This is a genomic window from Pseudidiomarina aestuarii (genome assembly GCF_048263735.1).
Classification (GTDB): Bacteria; Pseudomonadota; Gammaproteobacteria; order Enterobacterales; family Alteromonadaceae; genus Pseudidiomarina; species Pseudidiomarina aestuarii_B.
In genome coordinates this window covers 490,747-514,201 of record NZ_JBLXDX010000001.1, presented here as the reverse complement: position 1 = coordinate 514,201, position 23,455 = coordinate 490,747, and the positions used below count along the sequence as shown (strand labels likewise).

Genomic DNA, 23,455 nt, shown 5'->3' with positions numbered 1-23,455 from the left:
CTCGACTTTTTACTCAACCGTTACGGATATCGATATGAAACCATTATTGAATCGCTCGAATCGAACGCGATTAGTGGCTTGGTTTGGTGCTGCTTTGCTCGCAACCAGTCTGACTGCTTGCGGCGAGCAAACGACAACTCCCAGCGACAGTCCAGAACTGAGTGCGAATGCAGCATCGTTACAAGCGCATTTGGAGTTTTTAGCCAGTGATGCGCTTGAAGGGCGTGACACCGGTAGCGCAGGCCATGAAATAGCAGCACAGTATATTGCTGCGCAGTTTAAACAACTCGGCTTGCAGCCTGCTGGTGATGACGGTACTTACTATCAGCGCATTCAATTTCGTCGCAGTTTTTTGAAAGAGAATAGCGCGACATTCTCTATTGATGACGGTTCTGAAGTGGTCAGTTTGGACTATCCGAAACAATTTTTGACTGGCCCAAGTGTGTACAGTGAAAAAGACGAGATTACCGCGCCTTTGGTTTTTGTTGGCTACGGTTTGGTCTCCGATGTATTTGGTATTGATGATTACGCTGGTTTAGATGTCGATGGCAAAATAGTCGTCATGCTGACCGGTCGTCCAGAAGAGTTACCCAGTGAAGAGGGTGCTCACTTAAATAGCAGCAAAGCGAAGTTTGCTGCTGAGCGTGGCGCGGTAGGCATTATTACCCTGCACACGCCAGCGCGCGAAGAAGTGCGTCCGTTTGAAGTCAGCATTATGTATCAGCGTGCGCCGACTGTGCGTTGGCTGCAACCGAATGGTGAGCCTAATGTGGCATACAAGAATATTGCCGCGTCAGCCTATGTCCATCACGAAGCAGGCGCACAATTATTCCGCAATGCACCGCAAACTTTAGAAGATATTTTTGCGCAGATGGAAGCTGGCGAGTCGCCAAAAGGCTTTGATCTGGGTGTAACGGCATCACTAACCCGTGAATCGCGTCACGAAGAAATCAGCAGTCCGAATGTGGCCGCAATTTTGCCGGGTAGCGATCCGACATTGAAAGATGAGTATGTGCTCTATACCGCCCACTCGGATCATATCGGTATCACCAAAGACTTAAGCCAAGACGACCACATCAATAATGGTGCGATGGATAATGCGTCTGGTGTATCGGTCATGCTTGAAACTGCGCGGATGTTTGCTGAAGCTGAAACGGCACCGAAGCGCTCTATTTTGTTTGTGTCGGTCACTGCGGAAGAGCGTGGTTTGTTGGGTGCAGATTACTATGCTCACAATCCAACTGTGCCGCTGAGCCAAATTGTCGCCAACGTGAATTTGGATATGCCGGTGTTGTTGTATGATTTTGCGGATGTGATTGCGTTTGGTTCTACGCATTCCACATTAGGTGATTCGGTGGCGCAAGCAGCCGGTGAGTTTGGCATTGAGCTCAGTGAAGATCCAATGCCTGAGCAGGCGATTTTTACTCGCTCGGATCACTATCCATTCGTGAAAAAGGGCGTTCCAGCGGTCTTTTTAATGACTGGGTTTACAGCCAAAGACGAAGATCAAGATGGTGGTCAAATTTGGGGGGAGTTCTTTGCTGAGCATTATCATCAGCCGAGTGACCAACCGAGCTTGCCGATTAATTATGAGGCCGGTGTCGTCTTTACCAATATCAACTATGCCATTGGTCAGCAGGTCGCCAACACGCCTGAACGGCCGCGTTGGCTCCCTGAATCTTTCTTTGCCCGCTTAGATTAAGCGCGGTCTAAATGGGTGAACCGGGTGGCAATGGCTGTGCTTTCGTTAACGGCCATTGTCCTCGGGTAAACCAACTCTCGAAAGCATTCATCACAAACGCTTGCGTCGCAGACGGCGCAGCGTCTTGCCAAGCATCACGCTGTGCTAACAAAAATGCTTGTAATTGGGCCTGCAATAGCGCGTTACTCGTTGCCGCTTGATAGCTATGCACAATAGCGGTCAATGAGGTCAGCGCCAGTTGCTGCTCTAGCGCAGTCGCCTGTGCTTGTTGAGCAGGCACTAGCGTGGTCTCGGCAATGCCATTCAGGACAGCGGCAACAGCAGGAATCGTATCATCGTGCGCGTGCTGTTGTTGTAACCGGCCCAGTCGCTCAGGATGTAACAGTAAGTCCAATGAGAACGCCGCGCTGCTGGTTGCCATGGCGTGTGCATCCGGGATCAGCCCGGTAGCGCCACGGAAATGCTCTCGATTGGAAGGTTCGCCGTAAGCGAGCGGTTGTAACCAACCCTGAATTGTAGAATTCACCGCTAAAGTATCGGCATCGATGGTACGCAACAGTTGCCGTAAGGCTCGTTGCTGTTGGCTGCCATTGACGGCGCGCAGTGGCTCTGCGGTGCCATCGTGAATGGCGTAGTCATAATGTACCCCACCGAGCATTTTCACGGCAGCTTCGGTTTGATAGCGATGCAGTAGATACATAGGTACAAAGATATCTTGCAACCGACTGATGGGCTCATTTGGGGCTAAGTTAGCCAGACCAAAGTTTTCTAAAGCCGTTTGTCGAACCGCTAAAATACGCTCCAACTCGGTGACCGCGTCGCTTCCGTTATCCCACAGGTGAGCATCGGGGTGGGCACCGCCAGCCGGTCGAGCATCGCGATCCGAAATATAACTTAAGCCCAGTGCCCGATTCTGTTCAATTACGGCGGCGAGGGGTTCGGTACCATAACCGTACGCGACCACGCGCTTATCCCACAAACCTATGCCTTCTTTGTAGGCCGCGGCCAGTGTTAAGCCGTTGGTGTCGGTGTCGATACTCACTAAAGGGTGAGGGTAATCCATGACCGAGGCACGGTCATCACCGCTGGCGGCGAAGTTATGAGCGATACCTAACGTATGGCCAATTTCGTGGGCAGAAAGTTGACGAATGCGTGCTAATGCCATTGCTTCGACGGCAGCCAAACGCTGTTGCTGTTCAGCTTCGGTCAGGTCTTCCGCATACGGAGCCAGCAGTCCTTGCGCAATTTTCATATCTTGTCGGACACGCAGTGAACCTAAAGTCACATGACCTTTGAGGATCTCACCCGTGCGTGGGTCGATAACCGAGGCACCATAGCTCCAACCGCGGGTAGAGCGATGTACCCATTGAATGACGTTATACCGAACATCCATGGGGTCCGCATCCGCAGGTAGGATTTCGACTCGAAAACCATCAGGGAAACCTGCTGCAGCGAACGCGTCTGCCCACCAACGACCACCGTCGAGTAATGCGGTACGCACCGGCTCAGGCACGCCTGGGTCGAGATAATAGATGATTGGCTCGTCGGCACTAAAGCGGTGGCGCGGGATATATTGAACCGTTGTCGATTGGCCGAGTGGGGCCGAGTAATCCTCGAACGCGTGACTCCAAAAACCACTTTGCGGGTGGAATGCTCGGGGTTGGTAGCCGTCATCGGGTAAGGCAATAAATGAATGATGGAGGTGCAGTGTAATCGCATCTGGATCAGGTGCAACGCTGCGTAAATAAGCTCCAGTGCCTTTGCCGGCAAAGGTTACTTTGGCTTCCAGTTCAGTATTTTCTGGGAAACTCCGACTGCGTTCTGGGTACACGACTGAGCGGTCGGCCGCGACCTTAAACGAACCTTGTTTGGTTCGTTCTAAACTGGCACTGACACCATGCACATCACTGAGTAAGAATGGGGTGTAATCAATGAGTACCGAAGTGTCGTTTTTTGCAGCGACTGCAAACCCTGCGATCACCGAGTCGGCGAACGCTTCTTGAATACTGGCGCGCTCCGCAGCATTGGGGCTACTGGCCCGAAATTTGGTATTTTGCTCAACCAATAAGACTTTATCGCCTTCAATATGGAAGTTGGCTAGGCGGGTAGCGCCAAGTTGGCCGCGGTCTAGGCCGATATCGTTCGAACCTAGTCCCCAAGGTAAACTGGTCTGAAAAATGAATTCTGGGGCATCAACAGGAACTTGAAGGTAATACTTCCCAGTAGTCGCATCATGATAAAACGTAAAGAAGCCAGCATGAGTTGTCATTGCTGCAGTGTAGGTGCTGATGGCATCTTGAGATTCTGTCGTTTCGCTCTGTGCTATCGCCGTTGGCGCGACCATGCTGACACTGAGTGCAACAATCAAGAACCAAAACGAGGTTGCTAGCGTGCTCAATAAATTCAATTTAGTATGGGGCATAAATCAGGTCCGGAGTTCACATGACAAACGTCGGTTATAACAAATTTGCGCTGGATGCGCGACTTGAACGCGATACGATTGACCTCGGAGAGCGGGGCATTTGTCGCGTTCTTCGATTCGACGATCAACGCTACGATTGGTTGGTGCTGGTTCCGCAACGTGCCGATTGTGTTGAGTTTCTCGATTTGACCGAGACAGACCAACAACAGCTGGCGTTGGATGTGCGTTGGGCCTCAACGTTATTACTTGAACATTGTCGCCAACAAGACCCACAACATAGCACTCGACAGAAGTTAAACGTTGGAGCGCTCGGGAACGTGGTGGCTCAGTTGCATATTCATGTGTTATTACGCGGTCCAGATGACCCTGCGTGGCCGGGTCCGGTGTGGGGACACTCCCCAGCGCAGCGTTTTACTGCAACTGACGCCGAGAAAGAACAACAACGCTGGCGCCAATGGCTGACACTAGAGTAATTCGGCGATCTCGGTCTGGAGTTGTTGGCACCAGGTCGCGATGCGTTCATCACTGAGTTCATACTGGCTGTCTTCATCAAGTGCCAACCCGACGAAAAATTCTTGATCATGAACCAATGCTTTCGATGCCGCGAAGTCGTAGCCGTCGTTCGGCCACAAGCCAATGCGGATAGCGCCTTGAGTGGTTGGACTGGCTGCTAACTCATCATGCAGCATGCCAAGTGCGTCTTGAAACCAGTCGGTGTAGCCCACTTGGTCTCCCATGCCGAATAACGCAACAATTTTATTGTTCAACTGCAGCTGACCAATTTCATCCCAATGACTTTCCCAATCTTCTTGAATTTCACCAAAATCCCAGGTCGAGAGGCCAAAAATGATGATGTCGTAGGCTTCACATTCGCTTAAGGGAGTGTCTTTGATATTGAAAAGGTCGATAACGCCCGCTGGAAACTGCGCTTGAATTTTTTCAGCAGCGATTTCGGTGTAGCAGGTGGTTGAACCGTAAAATAATCCAATTTTCAATGTCATCAGTTGACTTTTCTCCGCTTCATTGGGGTGATTTGAGCTTCCACGCAGTGTATCAGAATCCAGTACTTTCTGGTAACCTACGCGCCTTTAAAAGAAGCCGATCAAAGGAATTATTCATCATGGGTGCAAGCGCAGAATTTCATGCCTTAGTGGCACAATTAGAGCCAGTTTTTGATGCTGCGGTCGTTACCGGCGATGCGGATGAACTCTTTGCCAGTGGTTATTTGCGTGGCCATTTTGATCTTGCCGTAGCGCAATTAGAATTGAACGACCATGCGCAAGCATCGGCTATCATGCCTGCGGTACGGGCCTCGGTGGAAGCGAACAAGCACGAACTTAAGCCTGCGGATCAGGCCCTGATTCAGGGGCTTCTTGATCAACTCGAAGCCGTTGCGGCAACAAGCGCTGACGCAGCATCGCGTGCATAGGTTGCGGTTCTCCCGCCCACTGTGCAGCGATCATTTCTGCAGCCAGAGGTGCTGCGGTAAATCCGCGCGAGCCTAACGCGCCAATCACGGCTAATTTGGGTGCAAGTTCACCGACCACGGGTAAATGATCGCGGCTGGTGTTGCGTAGCGACGTTCGATCGCTAACCGCTTCTAACGCTGCGGGCCAAACTTGCGGTGCTAAGTTGTCGCTCAACGTCGCTAAGTTCTGGCGAGTATCCAGCTCCAATGACTGCGTCGCCTCGTCGGCGCTGAATTGCCGCGCGTAAGTTGCTCCGACACAATGTTGTGATTGCAGTGCCGGAGTGAAATAACCCTTATAACAAATCACCGATGGACATGGCGCTGTCGTTGCGGTGCTGTTCACCATAGTGACTTGACCACGAACATTTTGAAATTGTAATTGCCAGTCTTCGGTGAGTGCCGGTAAGCCAGCGCCTGCAGCAATGATGACAGCGTCAGTTGCCAGAATGAGCTGTGATTGATCGTCGTACAGATGCCAACCGGTTGCGCTCGGTTCAATACGCGCGACGGTCGCTTGAATATGGTTGCTGTCGGCCAGTAATGCTCGCACTGCGTTGGCAGCTTCGAGCCAACCGCCTGCGGAATACCATAATGCCGATTGAGCAGGCAGCTCAGACCAATGGCTTTGAACCTGTTGCGGCGACCATAGTTGTACTTGTTCTGGACTGTACTCTTGGGCTATTTTCTTGGCTCGCAAAGCTCTCTCAGCAGTGAAGTTTAACTGCAGCACACCGCACGAGTGCCAATACGCTGGCGCATGTTGCCGATAAAAATTTTGGGCGTACCCAAATGCAGCGACAAAATATTCGGCGAGCGGACTACGTTGCGCATGAAGTAGAGGATAGACGGCGGCCTGTGGGTTTCCCGATGCGCCGTCGGCAATTCCTGTGCTGACGATGTGCACATCCCAACCGCGCGCTCGGCACGATTGCGCAGCCGCCGCAGCGGCGATACCACCCCCAATAATCGCGATGCGCTGCAAGCTGCCAGTGTCTGTTGCCTCAGCAGAGGTGTGTCCTTCAAACACGCCATGTAACATTTCTCGTTTGCGGCCATAGCCAGCGGCTTTGCTCACTGTGTAACCAACCGCTTGTAATCCACGTCGGACGGCTCCAGCGGCAGTAAAAGTCGCGAAAGTTGAGTCCGGTGCTGCGGCTTCTGCCATCACTTGATAAAGCTCGGGTTGCCACATTTGCGGGTTTTTGTCGGGTGCAAAACCATCCAGGAACCAGGCATCCACACTGTGTTGTGCGGCTGGCAACCACTGTGGCAGAGTATCAAGTAGGTCGCCAAACCAGAGATCAAGGGTGACACGGCCACCTGCGAGAAGGCGACGATGGCAACCTGGCTCCGGTGCTGGATAGTGATCTTGTAGCTCGGTCGCCCACTCCGAAAGCTCCGGAAATTGAGCATGGGCGCGTTGCATATCTGCTACTTGCAGAGGGTACTTCTCAAATGAGACTATATGCAGGTGCAGATGAGGCGGTGCGTGGGTCAGAAAGCTCTGCATTAATGCAAGTACATTCAGCCCCGTTCCAAAGCCCGTCTCTGCGACGACAAAGCGTGACCGAGGATGCGGATGCCAGCGCGCAGGTAGATCGTTTTGCGCTAAAAACACGTAACGGCTTTCAGCAAGCCCGTTATCATTGCTAAAATAGATATCGTCAAATTCGGTTGCCACGGGCAGACCGAATTCATTGAACACTACTTGGGCAGATTTGGGCCGACTCATGTTGATGATAAGCTCATGCTAGAAGAACGATAAGAATACGCGCTAGTGTATCAATAATTGTCACAAAGATAGTGTAAAAAGCGGAAAGCAGACCACTTTAATACAGAACTGAGCTACCATACACAGGCGCTCAGCAAGACAGGAAATCAGAATGAGAAGAGCAGTGATCACCGGAATCGGCATCGTGTCGAGTATCGGCTTAAATAAAGAGGAAGTTCTGGACTCGCTAAAACACGGCAAGTCAGGACTCGAGTTCTCTCAAGAATTTGCAGACATGGGTCTCCGCTGTCAGGTGTGGGCACCGGTGCGTGCGAACCCAGCTGATCATATTGACCGTAAAGCACTGCGCTTTATGGGTAACTCAGCCGCTTATGCCTACATGGCGATGGCGCAAGCGATCGAAGATGCTGGTCTGAGCGAAGAGCAAGTATCGAATCCACGCACAGGACTTGTGGTTGGATCTGGTGGTGCTTCTGGCGAGCAGCAAGTTGCTGCTGCAGATACGCTGCGTGAGAAAGGTGTGAAGCGCGTCGGTCCGTATATGGTTCCGCGCTGCATGGCGTCTACGACGTCGGCCTGTTTGGCCACGCCATTCAAAATTAAGGGTGTGAACTATTCGATTAGTTCAGCCTGTGCAACCTCTGCCCATTGTATCGGTCACGCCCTTGAATTGATTCAATTTGGCAAGCAAGACCGCGTGTTCGCAGGTGGTGGTGAAGAGTTACATTGGACCCTCGGCATGGAATTCGATGCCATGGGTGCTTTAAGTACCAAATATAATGACACGCCAACCAAAGCGTCACGTACATACGATGCGGACCGTGATGGATTTATTCCAGCCGGTGGCGGCGGTATTTTGGTGATCGAAGAATTAGAAGCTGCTCTGGCGCGTGGTGCGACCATTTATGGTGAGATTGTTGGCTACGGTGCAACTTCGGATGGTTACGACATGGTTGCTCCATCTGGTGAGGGCGCTATCCGTTGTATGGAAATGGCAATGAGCACAGTCGATACGCCTATTGACTATCTGAACACACACGGTACTAGTACGCCGGTTGGTGATGTGAAAGAACTTGAAGCCATTCGCGCTGTGTTTGGTGATAACACGCCACATATGAGTGCGACCAAAGCCATGACTGGGCATTCATTGGGTGCTGCGGGTGTGCATGAGGCCATTTATTCGTTATTGATGTTGAATCACGACTTTATTGCACCCTCTATCAATATCGAGAACCTCGATCCAGCCGCAGAGGGTATGAACATTGTTCGTGAACCAACTGCAGCGAAGCTAACCACAGTCATGTCGAATAGTTTTGGCTTCGGTGGTACGAATGCAACCTTAGTCATGCGTCGTTACGAGTCTTAATCGAGAACGTAACGTAACGACAACGACTGAATCTATTGACAAAAAGGTGCGCTACGGCGCACCTTTTTTGTTATGGTAGCGGCAGTAAAACGACCCATAGTCGAGTGCTAGAAAGGAGTTTCTATGCGGATTCTTGCAGATGCATCCATGCCTTTGGTGGAGAAATTAGCGAGTTTGTGCCAGGCAGCCGGATACGCGGTCGAATTCGATACTTTTCAAGGTCGCCAACCGAGTGCCGCGCAGTTGGCCGTGGCTGAAGTTTTATTGATTCGCTCGATTACGCGAGTGGACGAATCCTTTTTGAATCAAGCACCGCAGTTACGTTGGTTGGGTACCGCTACGATTGGCATGGAGCATGTGGATACTGAAGCTGTAACAGCCCGTGGTATCTGTTTTCATTCAACACCCGGTGTGAATGCACAAGCCGTTGGCGACTATGTTGCGAGTGCTATCGCCGCATTAACCGATCATCTGGGGCATTTGCCCAGTCGCAGCGGGCGCAAAATGGCAGCTATCGTGGGTGCGGGACATACCGGTCGAGCTGCAGGTTCACGCTTACGTGCCTTTGGTTACCATGTGAGTTATTACGATCCGCCCATCGCTGCTGCCTTCACCGAGCATCCGGTTCCGGTTCATGCCGACTGGCAACGCGTTGTGGATGCTGATGTCATCAGTATCCATGTACCGTTGATTGCCGACGGACCTTTTCCTACAGTTGGCCTGTTTGATGAGACGACACTGGCAAGTCTTGCCGATGACACCATTCTGATTAATGCCAGCCGCGGTCCGGTAGTCAGTGAAACTGGCCTGCGCGCTGCTAAAGCGCGTGAACAGCAGTTGCGCGTCATTTTAGATGTATGGGAGTATGAGCCGAATATTGCCGCTGATTTGCTACCTTACCTCACTTTTGCAACGCCCCACATTGCGGGGCATAGCGTGGCAGGCAAGGTCGGTGGCACGTTACGACTCTTTCAGTTGTTCACACAATGGGCTGGTTGGTCAGTAGCTTTACCAAAGTTGGCGCCTTTACTCAACGAAGCTGCTGACGTGCCAAAGCCTGCGGTCATCCATGCCGAGCAAGCGCCGAACGCAGTAGAACTGGCATCCTGGGTGCTGTCCATTTATGATATACGCGCTGATGACGAGCGGCTGCGACAAGCGCCGGCAACTGCCAGCGAATTTGATGCATTGCGCCGTCATTATCCCGCGCGCGCAGAACTCTCAACTCTGCAACTGCAGCCAGCTGCATGGCAGCTCGAGGGCAATTGGCCCCAGCGGTTGCGTCTGTTAAAAGGAAGCTAAAAATGTCACGTGCTTATTCTGTAGCGGTTCTTGGTGCCACTGGACTTGTGGGCCAGCAGATGATTGAAATTCTCGAAGCACGGGATTTCCCCGTTGGACAATTGTTCCCGTTAGCCAGCAGTCGATCTGCTGGCGCGACTGTGTCATTCCGAGGTGAAGACATCACCGTTTTAGACGCTGACACCTTTGATTGGAGCCAAGTCGAAATTGGCTTTTTCTCCGCGGGCGGTTCGATTTCGCGGATGTATGCACCGCGTGCAGCAGACGCCGGTTGTATCGTGATTGATAACACCTCGGAATTTCGTTACGAACCCGACATTCCTTTGGTCGTACCCGAAGTGAACGGTCATGCGTTAGCTGATTTCCGCAATCGCAATATCATTGCAAACCCAAACTGCTCCACGATTCAAATGTTGGTGGCGTTGAAGCCGATTCATGATGCGGTCGGTATTGAACGAATCAATGTTGCGACTTATCAATCTGTTTCTGGCGCCGGCAAAGAGGCGATGGATGAACTAGCGAAACAGACTGCCGCGCTTCTGAATGGTCGTCCGGTTGAGCAAGAAACTTTTAGCCGTCAGATCGCATTTAATTGTATTCCCCAAATTGATGTATTCATGGATAACGACTACACCAAAGAAGAAATGAAAATGGTGTGGGAAACGCAGAAGATTCTGGGTGACAGCTCGGTTCGAGTGAATGCAACAGCTGTGCGCGTGCCGGTATTCTTCGGTCACGCTGAGGCGATTCATATTGAAACCCTCCAGCCGATTGATGCTGAACAAGCCAAAGAGTTACTCAGACGTGCTCCAGGTGTGGTGTTGATGGATGCACGTGAAGATTTCCCGACCCAAGTTGGGAATGCTGCGGGTCATGACGAGGTTTTTGTCGGGCGTGTGCGGAATGATATTTCTCATCCACAAGGGCTCAATTTGTGGGTAGTGAGCGACAACATTCGTAAAGGTGCAGCAACCAATAGTATTCAAATAGCCGAACATTTGATAAAAGAATATCTATAACTCACTATTATGATTCAAATAGTCGTCATTTGAACAAGGATTACTCGCAATGCAGCGGTCGATTTTAGCTCTGATTACCGGAAGTTTGTTGCTGGGCCTAGCAGGCACGGCAGCCAAGGTACATAGTCACGCGTTGGCTCCTTTTAGCACGATTGCGCTGCAAGGTCAGAGCGTATCGCGCTGGCAGGATGAGCGGTTCGGGCCTATTGTATCCACCGATACTTTATGGACGATTTCGACCTACTACGGACAAAAGCAGGGCATTAGCATCTATGCCATGATGGATCTGATTGTCGCGGCCAACCCGCGGGTCTTCATCAATGGTAATCCTGATCGGATGATGGATGGCTATTTTTTAACAATCCCGAATCTCGACCGACGTGCGAGTGATACTGATGATGCTGAGCCGAGCACTGTGGTCGCGGGTGATCGTGTGGTTGATGACACGGCTATAGCGACGCCTGATCCGGTTGAAACGGCAGTCGATGCGGCGGAAGCGACATTATCTGCTGAAGAAATGGATTCGTTGCGAACGAACTTAGCTGAATCCATCGAGTTGATTGAAAATCTGCAACGGGAAAATGTGGATCTGCAGGAACGGTTACGCGCGGTGAACGCTGAGCTAGCTGATTTGAAGCAACGCGTTGATGTTGAAGATGCCGCCGATGCAGAGTTACGGCAATTGACCGATGAAGTAACAGCGATTGCTGCCGCAGCGCAAGATGAAGTCGACGCGTCAGAGGTAAGCGAGACACAAGCCGCTGAAGTACCAGTTGAAGATGTGAGCGAGCCTGTGCCTGACGAAGTGCCACCAGAGACTTCTGAAGAGGTCGTTGCAGAAGCTGTGAGTGAACCTGAAGTTGACGAGACGGTTGCCGACGCTGAAGTTCCCGCAGTGCATGAAGAAACGAACGTTGAAACGGCAGCTATTGAGCCCGTACTCGACGCTGCTGAAGAAATCACCAAAGAGACCACTGACACAGCTGCTGAGCCAGTGGCGCAACAAGATGCTGGCGCCGTAGCGCCCGGACCGAGCCGCAGTTCAAGCAAACGCCAATCTCCGAGCTTCATGGATTGGCTCATGCAACCGTATCAGTTAGCGCTCGCTATTCTTGTACCTCTATTGCTTGCTGCAATCATCTGGTATGTGATTTATGTTCGCCGCGTGAATCGAGAAATCGCCGGAACCTATAATGGCGCACGTCAGGCTGCAGAGCGTGAGAAACAAGATGTAAGCAGCTCTGAGCCAGAGCAATCCGAAGTGGATGACAATTCCGTTGCTGACGAGGAGCTTTCTGCTGATGAGAATGCCGCCGACGAGCTCTCCGTTGGTGAGGTGTCCGTTGAAGAGCCCTCCGTTGAAACAAATGAAGTGTCGTCAACCGATCCACTGTGGTCTGAAATGGATGACGATCTGAACGACTTTGACATTGAGGTCGTGGATGCAGAGAGTTCAGCCGAATCAGCAGACGATGAAGCGAGTGATGCCGATATTGAGGCCGCTTTAGCAGACCTCAATTGGTCAATGGATGATACGGCAAAAGCAGACGGTGATGTCTCCGACTCCGAATCTGACTCTGAGACATCAGCGGATGCAGAGCAAGATGCGGCAGATGAGTCTGAGTCAGAGTTATCGCTGGATTCCATGCCAGACTTGGAGTTCGAACCTGCTGCTGAGCCAGAAGTAGAGCCTGAGCCAGAAGTAGAGCCTGAGCCAGAACTCGATTCAAGTCTTGAACTCGAGCCACAGTCGGAAGAGGACTCCATAGAGTCTGCAGACAGCGATGCTGAGCCCGAACACGATATGGATTTGATTGATATCGAAACCTTGTTAGAAGAGGCTGATGCAGAAGCCAATGATGATGTCGAAGATCGCTATTCGACCGATGATGTCAAAGAAGTGTTGGGTGCGTCCGATGGCGCTGCAGAGTCAGCCGCTACAGACAACGAAGATGATTTCGAATTAGGTAAAAGTCCGGCCACCTTGCTCGATTTGGCGCAGGCCTACATTGAGATGGGTGAGATTGACGATGCACAGCTATTGCTGAATAAGATTAAGCACTGTGGCGACGACGATATTGAGCGTGAAGTAGCCCAATTGCTGCAACAGCTTGATGGCCAATCCCATCGTTAAATTGAGATAAGTGCAGTACTCATGACGGATGTCGAGCAAGATTTAAGAATAAGCACCCCGACGAGAATTGCGTTGGGGGTGGAATACGATGGCAGCCAGTTTTATGGCTGGCAACGTCAGCGCGAAGTCGTTTGTGTGCAAGAAGTGCTCGAGCGAGCGTTGAGTAAAGTTGCCAATAGTCCCATAGAAGTGACTTGTGCTGGACGCACCGATGCAGGAGTGCATGCTACCGGCCAAGTCGTTCACTTTGATACCCCAGAACCGAGAACCATGGCCGCCTGGACTATGGGGGTGAATAGTAATCTGCCAGCCAGCGTCGCCGTGCGCTGGGCACAGGTGGTTCCGGCGGATTTTAATGCGCGTTTTAGCGCTACTGGGCGTCGCTATCGCTATATCATTGCCAACATGCGATTACGTCCCGGATTCTTGCAGTATGGCCTCAGCCACTACCATAAACCCCTGAACGCTGCGGCTATGCATCGAGCTGCACGAGCACTGCTGGGTGAGAATGACTTTACCTCCTTCCGTGCCGCTCAGTGTCAAAGCAATACACCGTTCCGCTGTGTCACTCACGTCGATGTGCGCCGTCATGGCGACTTTGTGGTGGTCGATATTGCCGCGAACGCGTTTCTCCATCACATGGTACGAAATATTGTGGGTAGCCTGATTGAGGTGGGTGTTGGTGCCCAGCCCGAGTCATGGGTCGGTGAAGTATTAGCTGCTCGGGACCGTAATATTGCGGCTGCGACGGCGAAGCCAAATGGGCTGTATTTAGTGCAAGTCGACTATCCCGCTGAGTTTGGTTTGCCGCAACTACCCCCGGGTCCGTTATGGTTGCCTGACTATCATCCTAGTCACGAATAACGGCCGAGCTGTCGAGTGCTTAGACCACTTTTTGCTGCACTCATTGGAGCGGATGTGCTTTAATAAGGGCACTAAAACAAACAAATCGTCGTCCTATTTAACGATAACAACGGAATCATATGAGCTGGATTGAGCGTATTCTCGCGAAACCGAAGAGCGGTAAGCGTCGTAACATTCCTGAGGGTGTGTGGTCGAAATGCACCAGTTGTGACGCCATTTTATATGGCGCTGACTTAGAGCGCAGTTTGAATGTCTGCCCCAAATGTGATCATCACATGCGCATTGGTGGCCGGCGTCGGCTGGAAGCCTTTTTCGATACCGATACTATGACGGAAATTGGCGCCGAGCTCGAGCCGCAGGACATTCTTAAGTTTCGTGACTCGAAAAAGTACAAAGATCGCATCTCTGCGGCGCAAAAGGCGACCGGTGAGAAAGATGCACTGATCGCGGGCAAAGGTAAGCTGAAAGGCATGCCTATCGTCGCCGTTGCGTTTGAGTTTGAATTTATGGGTGGGTCCATGGCTTCGGTTGTGGGCGCTCGATTCGTGAAAGCCGCCGAAGTCTGTTTGCGTGAAAAGCTGCCATTGGTGTGCTTTTCTGCGTCAGGTGGTGCACGGATGCAAGAAGCTTTATTGTCTTTGATGCAAATGGCGAAAACGTCAGCGGCGTTAGCGCGCATGAGCGAAGAAGGCTTACCGTTTATCTCTGTACTGACTGATCCTACTATGGGCGGTGTATCCGCGAGTTTAGCGATGCTCGGTGATTTGAATATTGCAGAGCCCAAGGCTTTGATCGGTTTTGCTGGACCACGCGTCATTGAGCAAACCGTCCGAGAAACACTGCCTGAAGGTTTCCAACGTGCGGAGTTCTTAGTGGAGCATGGCGCAGTCGACATGATTGTCGATCGGCGTCAGATGCGAAATAAAATCTGCGCGTTGTTGGCTAAATTCCAGAAACTTCCGGCAGTCGCTGACGAAATTTAAGGAGACTTGTGTTGTCTTCATCAGTGACTCCACCTTCCTCTACAGCCGGGCTTGATGCCTGGCTGTCTTATTTAGAGGCTTTACACCCGACAGCTATTGATATGGGGCTAGAGCGGGTTCGGCAAGTCGCCGCTAAACTCGATTTCGATAAGAATCAACCGCCGGTCGTTACGGTGGCTGGTACCAATGGGAAAGGTTCCACGGTGCGTTATATCGAGACGATTCTGCGCTGCCAAGGCTACCGCACCGGCGTTTATATTTCGCCGCATATTCACGAGTATCGCGAGCGCGTTCGGGTCAATGGTGAGTGGCTAACCAATGCTGATCATGTCGCTGCATTTCAAGCCATTGAGGCGGTACGTGGCACGACATCTTTGACCTACTTTGAGTTTGGCACCTTAGCCGCGCTGTGGTTGTTACAGCGGGCTCAAGTGGATGTCTGGATCCTCGAGGTAGGGCTAGGTGGACGCCTTGACGCGGTCAATATCATTGATGCGGATGTGCCAGTGTTGACCTCTGTCGGCATCGATCACATTGGCTTTCTGGGTTCAGACCGCGGCGGCATCGCGGTTGAAAAATCGGGTATTTTCCGGCCACATCGTGTCGCGATTTGCGGTGAACCTGACTTCCCAGAAGTAGCGCTCGACTATTGTCAGCAAAATCAGGTGCAACTTCGTCAAGTCAACCATCAGTTTTTTTATAAAGTAGCGGATGATGCGCAATCCTGGAGCTTTCAGGGCGTTCACACGCAATTATCTCACCTTGCAGTACCTCAGTTGCCATTACCCAACGGAGCGACCGCGTTAGCTGCAATTGAGGCGCTCTCGTTGCCGGTGACCGCAGAAGCTATTCGTGAGGGTTTAGCTTTGGCGCGTGAACCCGGGCGTTTGCAGGTACTCGCAGGACCACCTGAGCAGTTATTGGATGTTGCGCACAATCCGCATGCGGCAGCATTTTTGTGTGCCCATGTGCAACGCTTCTATCAAGCCCAGCAACGCCCTGTCTATGCAGTCATCGGGATGCTCAAGGACAAAGACATTGCCGGCACTTTAGCAGCACTTGCACCGGTGGTATCGCGTTGGTTTTGCGCTGACTTGGGGCCACCGCGTGGTGCCAGTGCGCGTGAAATAGCCGCCGCTTTACCACCAACTGCTCACGAGTTTGACCTATTTTCCTCGGTTGAGGCGGCACACCAAGCGGCCTGCGCAGCGGCTCTCGAGCATTCATCGCAGCAACCTCTGGTATTGGTGTGCGGGTCGTTTTACACTGTCGCTAGTATTTCGACTTCGGAGTAAGCATGTCTTCACCCCTGCAAAATCGGATTGTTGGCAGTATTATTTTACTGGCCCTCGCAGTGATTATTCTGCCGGAGCTGCTCGATGGCAAACCGGTAGAGGATCGCGAGGCTTTTGTAGCCATGCCCCTGCAACCTGAGGTGGATGTTGAGCAACAGCCCGTTGCTGAGATCCCAAGCCAAGCAGAGCCTGTTGAAGACGAAACATTTACTGAAATTCCAACAGTTGAAACGGTTGAGCTGGGTGAGCAAGAACCCTCATTGAATCCGGATTCAACGGCGCAAGCCAAACCAACGCCGCCGACCGATGCCGATCTACAGGACGGTGGTTGGATTATTCAACTCGCTGTACTCGGCAATCAAGAGTCAGCCCAGCGCACAGTCCAATTGCTGCAAGAACGCGGTTATCCCGCGTACATTGAGCCCTATCAAAGTAATGGCAGAGCCATGCACAAGCTTCTAGTCGGACCTGGTCTTGCCAAAAATGAACTCACTGACCAGCTGGATGAACTGCGTGAACTCACAAATCTCTCTGGTAAGGTTATTCGTTATCAGCCTTAGTTGGAGACATATTTGGGCGCTGAGTAGGATTGATGTAAAGCGCTTAAAAAGGGAGCGTAATGCGACCAATTTTCTGGTACACTGCGCGCGTTTTCATAACAGCCTCAGGAATGCTTCCCTATGGTCTGGATAGATTTTGCCATCATTGCAGTCATCGCACTGTCAACGTTGATCAGCCTGTTTCGCGGGTTTGTTCGTGAAGCTCTGTCTCTCGCTATCTGGATAGCAGCCTTTTTCATTGCCAGTTGGTATTATCTCGATTTAGCCGTTTACTTCACCGGCATTGAAGATGAACTCGTGCGCAATGGTGCAGCTATACTCGCGTTATTTGTCGCAACCCTCATTGTCGGTTCTATTGTCAACTTCTTGGTGAGTAAACTCGTCGAGTCGACCGGTCTGACTGGAACTGATCGCGTGCTTGGTGCGGTGTTTGGTGCGCTGCGCGGTGTGTTGATAGTCAGTGCGCTGTTATTTTTCCTTGATTCCTTTACTGGTTTTGCCAGCAGTACCTGGTGGCAGAATTCGGTGTTGATCCCGCATTTTGGGATCTTTATTCAATGGTTTTTTGAATACCTTGAACAATCGTCCAGTTTTCTTCCCAAACAAGTGTAATGAGGTTGTGTTGGCATGTGTGGCATTGTAGGCATAGTTGGTAAAGACCCAGTCAATCAAGCGTTATACGACGCTTTAACCATGCTCCAGCATCGCGGCCAAGACGCGGCGGGAATCATGACCGTAGACCAAGACACGTTGCGTTTGCGCAAAGCGAATGGTTTGGTTCGTGACGTTTTCCACACACGCCACATGCACCGTTTGCAAGGTCGAGTGGGTATCGGGCATGTTCGCTACCCAACGGCTGGTAGTTCCAGCTCTGCTGAGGCACAACCGTTCTATGTGAATTCGCCATTTGGTATTGCCATGGCGCACAACGGTAATCTCACCAATGCACAAGAGCTGCAAGATCAGTTGTTTGCCAAAGCTCGTCGGCATATCAACACCACTTCGGATTCAGAAGTTCTACTCAATATTTTTGCTCATGAGCTGTATCAGCAGCACAGTTTGCAATTGACCGCTGATGACGTCTTTGCAACCGTGTCACGTGTCCACCGACAGATCCGCGGCGCCTATGCCGTCGTTGCCATGATTATTGGTCATGGCGTCGTTGCTTTTCGAGACCCGTGGGGGATTCGTCCGTTGGCATTGGGTAAGCGCGAAACCGCGCAGGGGAATGAGTGGATAGTCGCGTCAGAGAGTGTTGCGATTGATGGCACTGGCTTTACCTTCGTGCGTGATGTGGAACCTGGTGAGGCCATTTATATTTCTGACAACGGTGAATTATTTTCGCGTCAGTGTGCTGACAATCCGCAACACGTTCCGTGTATTTTTGAGTATGTTTACTTCGCCCGCCCAGATTCGACGATCGACAAGATTTCGGTCTATGCCTCGCGCGTGAATATGGGACAGAAGCTCGGTGAGAAGATCAAGCGAGACTACAGTCACTTAGATATTGATGTGGTGATTCCAATTCCAGAGACGAGCTGTGATATCGCATTGGAAATGGCGAATGTACTGGGCTTGCCGTATCGTCAGGGGTTTGTGAAAAACCGCTATATTGGCCGGACATTCATCATGCCGGGACAAACCCAGCGGCGTAAATCGGTGCGACGTAAACTGAATGCCATCGGTGCCGAATTTAAAGGTAAAAATGTACTCCTAGTCGATGACTCGATTGTACGCGGCACCACCTCAGAACAAATTATTGAAATGGCACGCGAAGCCGGTGCCAAGAAAGTCTATTTCGCCTCAGCTGCACCTGAAATCCGCTTCCCGAACGTCTATGGCATTGACATGCCGAGCGCGAATGAATTGATTGGTCATGGCCGTGAAGCGTCAGAAATTAATGATTTGATCAAAGCCGATGGATTAATTTACCAAGATCTCGATGACTTGATTAGCGCCGTTCAACAAGAAAATCCTACGGTCACAAGATTCGAAACATCCGTCTTTAGTGGCGAATATATTACCGGTGATATCAATCAGTCGTATCTCGACCGACTGGATGCTGCTCGTAACGACATCGCTCGGAATGGCTCAGATCAGGGCGAAGATGCCAACCTAGAGCTGCACAACGAAGACGACGACTAGTGCTAAGAGCTAGTGAACAGTGAAAAGTGAATAGTTAATAAGATAGTGAATGGTGAATAGTTAGCGAGATAGTGAACAGTGAATTGTCTATTACCTTTTCACTGTTCACTATTTACCGATTTACAGTTGGAAAGGATACACCGAGCCTAGTTTGAGGATTTGAGTCAACTCGTCCAGCGCAGTGCGTGATTCTTCCAGTAGATTTGGATCCGCTAGATCTGCCACCGCCAAGTCATCCCGATAGTGTTTATCAACCCATTGATTGAGCCGATTGAACAGCGTATCCGTCAGGATGACTGCTGGATTTACTGCTGCCAACTCAGTGTCATTCAGAGCCACACGCAAGCGCAAGCAGGCAGGGCCACCACCATTGCGCATACTTTGTTTGACGTCCATGTAATGCACTTGCTGGATGGGCGTGTCACGGGTCACTAACTGGGCAAGATAACCGGCGACGCGGTCGTTTTCTTGACATTCAGTCGGTGCAATAATCGCCATCTTACCGGACGGTAAAGTAATCAGCTGCGTGTTAAATAGATAGGTTTGAACGGCGTCTTCCACTGACACTTCAGACGTCTTCACTTCGATGAAATAGACTGGATCGGAACCGAATTTTTGCTGAATTTCATGAAGCTTGTTCTCGGTATCGAGGAATGCTTGCTCATGATAAAACAGCACATTCTGGTTGCCGACCGCAATCACGTCATTGTGGAATACACCTTGATCGATCACCGCTGGATTTTGCTGAATGTAGACGGTGGTCTCATCACTGAGTCCGTGTAAGCGCGCAATCGCTTGCGACGCTTCATAGGTTTGTCGAGCTGGATAGCGCGTTGGCGCTGGTTTGCTCGAATCGAATGCGTACCGACCGAAAGTAAAAATCTCTACACCGGCTTTGTCGTAGCTACTGCACAAACGGGTATGGTTAGCCGCACCTTCGTCACCGAAATGTTCGTTATCAGGTAAATGCGTATGATGCTCAAAATAACGCGGGTTCGCGAACATGGATTGTAAAATACGCCCGCTGGTTTGTGGCTCGAGCGAACGGTGAAATTTATTGGTTAAATTGGCCGGGGTAAAGTGTACTTTGCCGTTGGCAGTATCTGCACCCGGCGAGACGGTTGCGGCATTCGCGGTCCACATGCTCGATGCGGAGCACACCGCCTGAAAAATTTCTGGAGCCTGCTGCGCTGCTTTAGCCAGCACTTCACCATCATTGCCGGTGAAACCAAGTCGACGCAGTGCATGGGTATCAGGACGCTCTTGTGGGGCAAGCACACCTTGCACCATTCCTAAGTCATGCAACGCTTTCATTTTCGCAAGACCTTGCTTGGCAGCGGAACGAGGACTTGATGTCGCTTTGGCGTTACTAAGAGAGGCGACGTTGCCATAAGAAAGCCCAGCATAGTTATGGGTAGGACCCACTAAACCGTCAAAATTTACTTCTACGTGACGTGAACTCATCAATGTCTCCGTTGCCAATTAGGCATTGTGCTGTTTCAATTTAAGGCTATTATACGCACACTTTTGGCTGGGTGTAAGGGGCGGGAGGTCTTGAAAGACTTGGCTTTCCGCACCATGTGCATGGATATGACTGGATGCAGAATTTTTATGAAATTTGATCTGCATGGTTGTGAAGTGACTAGAGAACAGATATATCTAAAAAAAGAACCCGCAAGTAAACCACATCATTTGATACATAGAGAGTCGCATGGCTAAAGCGCTGGTTATTGTCGAGTCGCCGGCAAAGGCGAAGACAATTAATAAATATTTAGGAAACGATTTCGTAGTGAAGTCGAGTGTTGGGCATGTCCGTGATTTGCCGACCCGAACCACTGATTCAGTCAAAGCAAAATCCGCGGCTGAAGTGCGAGCGATGTCGCCGGAAAAGAAAGAAGCCTATAAAAAGCGCCGTGATTTTGAAAAGCTGGTAGCCCGCATGGGCGTCGACCCGAATAATGGTTGGCAAGCTCAGTATGAGGTTTTACCGGGTAAAGAAAAAGTCGTTGCAGAATTACAGAAATTGGCCAGTAAAGCCGACACCATCTACCTAGCAACGGATTTGGATCGCGAAGGAGAAGCCATTGCTTGGCATCTACGCGAACTCATCGGTGGTGATGACCAACGTTTTCAGCGCGTGGTCTTTAACGAAATTACTAAGAAAGCCATTCAAGAGGCCTTCTCGCACCCATCGGCATTGAATACGCATCGCGTGAACGCGCAACAAACTCGTCGGTTCCTCGATCGTGTAGTGGGCTTTATGGTCTCGCCTTTGTTGTGGAAAAAAATCGCGCGTGGATTATCAGCCGGTCGCGTGCAGTCGGTTGCGGTGCGCTTAGTGGTGGAGCGTGAACGCGAAATCAAAGCGTTCGTTCCCGAGGAATTTTGGGATATTTACGCAGATTTACAAAGCCAGCGTGAGCACGATTTGCGCATGCAGGTACAGAAGTTCCGAGATAAGGCATTTAAAGCAGGCGACAAGGCCGCTGCCGACGCCGCAGTGGCCGCATTAAAGGATGCCCGCTACATTGTTACCGATCGTGAAGATAAACCAACCAGCAGCCGTCCATCGGCTCCGTTTATTACTTCGACCCTGCAACAAGCAGCGAGTACCCGATTGGGTTATGGTGTGAAGAAGACCATGATGTTGGCGCAACGGTTGTATGAAGCTGGTCACATTACCTATATGCGTACCGACTCGACCAACCTGAGCCAAGAGGCTGTGCAGAGCGTTCGTGGCTTTATTGAAAAACAGTTTGGCAAAGATTATTTGCCAGAAAAGCCGAATTTTTATGGTTCGAAACAGAATGCGCAAGAGGCGCACGAGGCGATTCGGCCGTCATCCGTGTCCGTCAAATCTGAGCATTTGAAAGATATGGAGCGTGACGCACAGCGCCTGTATGAACTGATTTGGCGCCAATTTGTGGCCTGCCAGATGACGCCAGCCCGCTACGATGCGACGACACTGACTGTCACAGCAGGCGAATACGAATTGAAAGCACGCGGTCGCGTCTTGCGCTTCGCCGGCTGGACCAAAGTCCAACCGCCAGCAGGTTCTAAGAACGACGAAGACAAGAGCTTGCCCGACATTAAAAAAGGGGAAACCTTGGCATTGCAGGCCTTGGATCCGCAGCAGCACTTCACCAAACCGCCTGCACGTTTTAGCGAAGCGTCACTGGTTAAAGAATTGGAGAAGCGCGGTATTGGTCGCCCATCGACTTACGCCTCGATTATTTCAACCATTCAAGACCGTGGTTACGTGCGGGTAGAGAATCGCCGCTTTTATGCTGAGAAGATGGGCGAAATTGTGAATGATCGCCTCGTCGAAAATTTCTCGCGACTACTGAATTACAACTTCACCGCCGAAATGGAACAGGCGTTGGATGATATTGCCGAGGGCAAACGGAATTGGAAAGAGACGCTGGACGCCTTTTACGCAGAATTTAGTAAAAAGTTAGCCGATGCAGAGTTACCTCCGGAAGAGGGTGGTATGCGCGCTAATCAAATGGTGCTCACCGATATCGACTGTCCACAATGTGGTCGTAAAATGGGTATTCGGACGGCATCAACGGGAGTTTTTCTAGGCTGTTCCGGCTATGAGTTGCCGCCCAAAGAGCGGTGTACGCAAACGTTAAATTTATTACCCGGTGAAGAAGCCATTCGCGTTACCGATGACGACGAAGCTGAAACGAACGCGCTGCGTGCGAAAAAGCGTTGCCCAGAATGCGGTACCGCCATGGACAGTTACCTGATTGACCAAGGTCGCAAACTGCATGTGTGTGGTAATAACCCGCAGTGTTCTGGACAGTTAGTGGAGCAGGGTGAATTCCGCATCAAAGGTTATGATGGACCGGTGCTCGAGTGTGACCGTTGTGGCAGCGACATGCAGTTGAAAACGGGTCGCTTTGGCAAGTACTTTGACTGTACTAACAGCGAGTGTAAAAACACGCGGAAGTTGTTGCGAAACGGTCAGCCGGCGCCACCGAAAGAAGATCCAGTGCCATTCCCAGAGCTACCTTGTGAAAGTGGCGATGCCTATTTTGTGCTGCGCGATGGTGCGTCCGGTATCTTTATGAGTGCCAACACTTTCCCGCGGTCACGCGAAACGCGAGCTGTAAAGGTCAAAGAGTTGCAGCAATTTAAAGACCGAATTCCTGAGAAGTTTCATTATTTGGCAGCTGCGCCAGCGCAAGATGATCAAGGTCATGATGCTATCGTTCGCTACAGTCGTAAAACCAAAGAGCAGTATGTAGTGACCGAGGAAGATGGCAAGCAAACGGGCTGGCAAGCTTTTTACAAGGACGGCGAATGGTCTGTGAAAAAAGCCGCCAAAACGGCCGCTAAAAAGACCAAGAAGTCAGCGGCTAAATGGACCAAGAAGAAAGGTACGAAATAAACTACAACACGATGCGCGAACGCCTGCTTGTTGCTCACTGTTAGGTCAACTACAGTGAATACTC

Annotated in this window: 18 protein-coding genes; 14 read left to right on the top strand and 4 right to left on the bottom strand. The window is 51.0% G+C overall.

What is annotated here, in order from left to right; genetic code table 11:
- The first annotated feature begins 34 nt into the window (after positions 1–34).
- Entirely contained in the window at positions 35–1,702 is a 1,668-nt protein-coding gene (locus tag ACN0S4_RS02400; RefSeq protein WP_417656124.1) for a M28 family metallopeptidase, read from the top strand.
- Positions 1,703–1,709: 7 nt separating this feature from the next.
- On the opposite strand, the gene ACN0S4_RS02395 is transcribed toward ACN0S4_RS02400, so the two are convergent.
- Positions 1,710–4,124: a zinc-dependent metalloprotease gene (locus ACN0S4_RS02395; protein WP_417656123.1), complete on the bottom strand. Its 2,415-nt coding sequence runs from the start codon at positions 4,122–4,124 to the stop codon at positions 1,710–1,712.
- Between the two features lie 20 nt (positions 4,125–4,144).
- Between ACN0S4_RS02395 and ACN0S4_RS02390 the strand changes: the two genes are divergently transcribed.
- Positions 4,145–4,597, top strand: a complete 453-nt coding sequence (locus ACN0S4_RS02390; protein WP_417656122.1) for an HIT domain-containing protein — start codon at positions 4,145–4,147, stop codon at positions 4,595–4,597.
- Here the strand turns inward: ACN0S4_RS02390 and fldB are convergent.
- On the bottom strand, positions 4,589–5,119 hold the full coding sequence (gene fldB / locus ACN0S4_RS02385; RefSeq protein WP_417656551.1) for a flavodoxin FldB: 531 nt from the start codon (positions 5,117–5,119) through the stop codon (positions 4,589–4,591). The genes ACN0S4_RS02390 and fldB overlap by 9 nt on opposite strands.
- A gap of 125 nt (positions 5,120–5,244) precedes the next feature.
- Between fldB and ACN0S4_RS02380 the strand changes: the two genes are divergently transcribed.
- Positions 5,245–5,553 (top strand): YfcL family protein, encoded by a 309-nt coding sequence (locus tag ACN0S4_RS02380; RefSeq protein ID WP_417656121.1) that lies wholly within the window; start codon positions 5,245–5,247, stop codon positions 5,551–5,553.
- Here ACN0S4_RS02380 and mnmC read toward each other — a convergent pair.
- Entirely contained in the window at positions 5,462–7,327 is a 1,866-nt protein-coding gene (gene mnmC / locus ACN0S4_RS02375; protein WP_417656120.1) for a bifunctional tRNA (5-methylaminomethyl-2-thiouridine)(34)-methyltransferase MnmD/FAD-dependent 5-carboxymethylaminomethyl-2-thiouridine(34) oxidoreductase MnmC, read from the bottom strand. The two genes, ACN0S4_RS02380 and mnmC, sit on opposite strands and share 92 nt — an antisense overlap.
- A gap of 151 nt (positions 7,328–7,478) precedes the next feature.
- On the opposite strand from mnmC, the gene fabB reads away from it, so the two are divergent.
- The 10 genes from fabB to purF all read left to right on the top strand — a co-directional run bounded on the left by fabB (position 7,479) and on the right by purF (position 18,995).
- A complete protein-coding gene (gene fabB / locus ACN0S4_RS02370) occupies positions 7,479–8,693 on the top strand; it encodes a beta-ketoacyl-ACP synthase I (protein WP_169930211.1) in 1,215 nt (404 codons plus the stop codon).
- 123 nt (positions 8,694–8,816) lie between these two features.
- Entirely contained in the window at positions 8,817–9,995 is a 1,179-nt protein-coding gene (locus ACN0S4_RS02365; protein WP_417656119.1) for a 4-phosphoerythronate dehydrogenase, read from the top strand.
- Positions 9,996–9,997: 2 nt separating this feature from the next.
- Positions 9,998–11,014, top strand: coding sequence for an aspartate-semialdehyde dehydrogenase (locus ACN0S4_RS02360; protein WP_417656118.1), 1,017 nt, complete (start codon positions 9,998–10,000; stop codon positions 11,012–11,014).
- A 49-nt stretch (positions 11,015–11,063) separates the two neighbouring features.
- Positions 11,064–13,148, top strand: a complete 2,085-nt coding sequence (locus ACN0S4_RS02355) for a FimV/HubP family polar landmark protein (protein ID WP_417656117.1) — start codon at positions 11,064–11,066, stop codon at positions 13,146–13,148.
- 21 nt (positions 13,149–13,169) lie between these two features.
- The gene (truA, locus tag ACN0S4_RS02350) at positions 13,170–14,012 is read left to right on the top strand and encodes a tRNA pseudouridine(38-40) synthase TruA (RefSeq protein WP_417656116.1); all 843 of its coding nucleotides are present in this window, start codon (positions 13,170–13,172) and stop codon (positions 14,010–14,012) included.
- A 119-nt stretch (positions 14,013–14,131) separates the two neighbouring features.
- Positions 14,132–14,995, top strand: a complete 864-nt coding sequence (accD, locus tag ACN0S4_RS02345) for an acetyl-CoA carboxylase, carboxyltransferase subunit beta (protein WP_169930206.1) — start codon at positions 14,132–14,134, stop codon at positions 14,993–14,995.
- Between the two features lie 8 nt (positions 14,996–15,003).
- Positions 15,004–16,290, top strand: a complete 1,287-nt coding sequence (gene folC / locus ACN0S4_RS02340; RefSeq protein WP_417656115.1) for a bifunctional tetrahydrofolate synthase/dihydrofolate synthase — start codon at positions 15,004–15,006, stop codon at positions 16,288–16,290.
- Between the two features lie 2 nt (positions 16,291–16,292).
- On the top strand, positions 16,293–16,850 hold the full coding sequence (locus ACN0S4_RS02335; protein ID WP_417656114.1) for an SPOR domain-containing protein: 558 nt from the start codon (positions 16,293–16,295) through the stop codon (positions 16,848–16,850).
- Between the two features lie 120 nt (positions 16,851–16,970).
- Positions 16,971–17,462, top strand: a complete 492-nt coding sequence (locus ACN0S4_RS02330) for a CvpA family protein (protein WP_417656113.1) — start codon at positions 16,971–16,973, stop codon at positions 17,460–17,462.
- Positions 17,463–17,477: 15 nt separating this feature from the next.
- Positions 17,478–18,995, top strand: coding sequence for an amidophosphoribosyltransferase (purF, locus tag ACN0S4_RS02325; protein ID WP_417656112.1), 1,518 nt, complete (start codon positions 17,478–17,480; stop codon positions 18,993–18,995).
- A gap of 120 nt (positions 18,996–19,115) precedes the next feature.
- On the opposite strand, the gene astB is transcribed toward purF, so the two are convergent.
- Complete coding sequence (gene astB / locus ACN0S4_RS02320) at positions 19,116–20,459, bottom strand: N-succinylarginine dihydrolase (RefSeq protein ID WP_417656111.1); 1,344 nt, start codon at positions 20,457–20,459, stop codon at positions 19,116–19,118.
- Positions 20,460–20,706: 247 nt separating this feature from the next.
- On the opposite strand from astB, the gene topA reads away from it, so the two are divergent.
- Positions 20,707–23,391, top strand: coding sequence for a type I DNA topoisomerase (gene topA / locus ACN0S4_RS02315; protein WP_417656110.1), 2,685 nt, complete (start codon positions 20,707–20,709; stop codon positions 23,389–23,391).
- Positions 23,392–23,455 lie beyond the last annotated feature (64 nt).